3 protein-coding genes are annotated in these 2,475 nt (G+C 39.1%); 1 reads left to right on the forward strand and 2 read right to left on the reverse strand.

Annotation, left to right across the window (positions count from 1 at the left end; all coding sequences use genetic code 11):
• Together lgt and Q1553_RS08295 are read right to left on the reverse strand one after the other, a co-directional pair.
• The coding region (lgt, locus tag Q1553_RS08290; protein ID WP_300842921.1) for a prolipoprotein diacylglyceryl transferase at nt 1-695 on the reverse strand (695 nt) is incomplete at its 3' end.
• Nucleotides 670-981 (reverse strand): hypothetical protein, encoded by a 312-nt coding sequence (locus Q1553_RS08295; RefSeq protein ID WP_297570683.1) that lies wholly within the window; start codon nt 979-981, stop codon nt 670-672. The genes lgt and Q1553_RS08295, both read right to left, overlap by 26 nt.
• Before the next feature lie 162 nt (nt 982-1,143).
• Here Q1553_RS08295 and Q1553_RS08300 point away from each other — a divergent pair, with 162 nt between their 5' ends.
• On the forward strand, nt 1,144-2,475 hold the full coding sequence (locus Q1553_RS08300; protein WP_115551782.1) for an adenosylmethionine--8-amino-7-oxononanoate transaminase: 1,332 nt from the start codon (nt 1,144-1,146) through the stop codon (nt 2,473-2,475).

Genomic DNA, 2,475 nt, shown 5'->3' on the forward strand with positions numbered 1-2,475 from the left:
TCTCTAAAAAACTCTGCGACAAAGCGCATAAAAGAATACCATACGCCATATAAGATTCCAATTTCGCCCACAAACCGCGCTCTTTTGCGCCAAAAATACAGAATCGCAAACACCAAAATGCCCTCTAAAAACGCTTCATAAAGCTGACTTGGGTGTCTTAAAATGCCCTCTACATAGATTCCGATTCCGTTTGTCGTCTCACGCCCAACCAATTCTTGATTTAGAAAATTTCCAATGCGTCCAAACACATAACCAAGCGGAACACTAAGTCCCACTAAGTCCATAAAAAGCCAAAAATCAACCTTTTTGACTTTTGCAAACAACACAGAAGCAATCAAAAATCCAATTACCGCCCCGTGATAGCTCATTCCGCGAATCCCTACGAAGTTGCCCTCTCTATCAAATGGATTAAAAATCTCCCAAGGGTGCGTGAGATAATAACTCGTCCAAGGGTCATAAAACAAAATATATCCGAGTCTCGCACCCAAAATCACACCAATCTCAACCCAAATAAAATAACTATCCAAAAGTGCATTAGAAATGGGATAATTATCCATCTTGACAAAAACTTTTGCAACCAAAAGTGCGACAAGCAAAGCAAGCACATACATCAGCCCATACCAATGCACAGGGATTCCAAATATCTCAAAGGCAATTGGGTCAAAATGACTATAAATAGAGTTCCATGCTGTCATTAACAACCTCAAAAAACTGGTGTAATCCCAAGCGCACAAAAGTATCATATAAATAAGGACTTGCGATATAAAAGTGAAATTTAAAACCATTTTTGCGTGCTAGTTTTAAGCAATAGCCAAGAATGTAAAAATTCACTTCTTTTGCCTGTGGAATCTCAAAATGAAATTCCATGTTAGGCTCGTTTTTATGCTTTTCTAAGAGCATTTTTATATCGTGATAATCGCTAATTTCCTTGATTTTGCCGCGTAGAATATAAACATTGTCTTTTACTTTTTTGATTTTCAAAGCTTAACCTCTTCCAAATATAATGATAAATTCTAGCAAAAAGCGACTAAATTTATCTTTGTGCGCTTTAAGAGATTCCATAAAACTGCGAAAAAGAATACAATAAATCACATTTGTGTTAAAATTTATCCCAAACTTTATCCACACACCAAAGGCAAAGAAATGACACTAGACAACACAGAATCCGCAAAACTTAAGGAACTAGACCTTTCGTGTATTTGGCATCCTTGCACGCAAATGCACGACCACGAGGCGAATATTCCGCTGATTCCAATAGCGCGTGCGCAAGGCGTATATCTCTACGACTTTGAGAATCGGGCTTATTTGGACTGCGTTTCTAGCTGGTGGGTAAATCTCTTTGGACATTGCAATCCTTATATTAGCGCAAAACTTAAAGAGCAGTTAGACAGCTTAGAACACATTATTTTTGCAGGTTTCACGCACAAGCCCATTATTGAATTATCCCACCGACTTTTGGAGCTTTTGGATTCTAAATTCGGCAAGTGTTTCTATGCCGATAATGGCTCAAGTGCGATTGAAGTTGCACTCAAAATGGCATTCCACGCTTGTGCGATTCAAAAGAAAAAGAAAAATAAATTTATATGCCTAGAAAACGCCTATCATGGAGAGACTATCGGGGCATTAAGCGTGGGAGATGTAGGGATTTATACACAAGTCTATCAACCGCTTTTGCTAGAAACATTAAAAGTCAAAGCACCTAGTGGAGAGAACTTTGCGGAATCCCTAGAATCCTTAAAAACACTATTACAGGCACACAAGGAGGAAATTGCTGCATTTGTGCTAGAGCCCTTGATACAATGCGCAGGAAATATGAATATGTATAGCGCAAAATTCGTGCAAGAAGCGGTAAAAATGTGTCAGGAAGCGGGAGTGTATGTGATTTTTGATGAAATTGCGGTGGGATTTGGGCGCACAGGAAGTTTTTTTGCCTATCAACAATGCGGGGTTGTGCCAGATTTCTTGTGCCTTAGCAAAGGAATCACAGGAGGATATTTACCGCTTTCTGTTGTGATTACGACGAATGAAATTTATAGTTTATTTTATGCGCCCTATGAAGAGCATAAAGCCTTTTTGCATTCGCATTCTTACACAGGAAATGCGCTTGCGTGTGCGTGTGCCAATGCGGTTTTAGATATTTTTGAGAGAGACAATGTGCTAGAAAACAATGCGATTCTCTCGCAATTTATTTGGAAGAAATTGCAGGTTTTGCAAGAGTTTGGCTTTGTGCAGAATCTTAGACATCAAGGAATGGTGTTTGCCTTTGATTTGGGTGGCTTTGAGGGACAACGCAAGGGCTTAGAGGTATTTAACGCTGGCTTAAAGCGTGGCTTGCTCCTGCGCCCCCTTGGTAACACAATCTATCTTATGCCTCCTTATGTTTTAACTAAAGAACAAGCAAGCTATATCGTAGAATCCCTTGTAGAGATTCTGAAAATCTTTGTGGATAAATTTGCAAACAAAACGAAAGTTTAA

It is taken from the genome of Helicobacter sp. UBA3407 (assembly GCF_949747025.1).
GTDB lineage: Bacteria > Campylobacterota > Campylobacteria > Campylobacterales > Helicobacteraceae > Helicobacter_D > Helicobacter_D ganmani.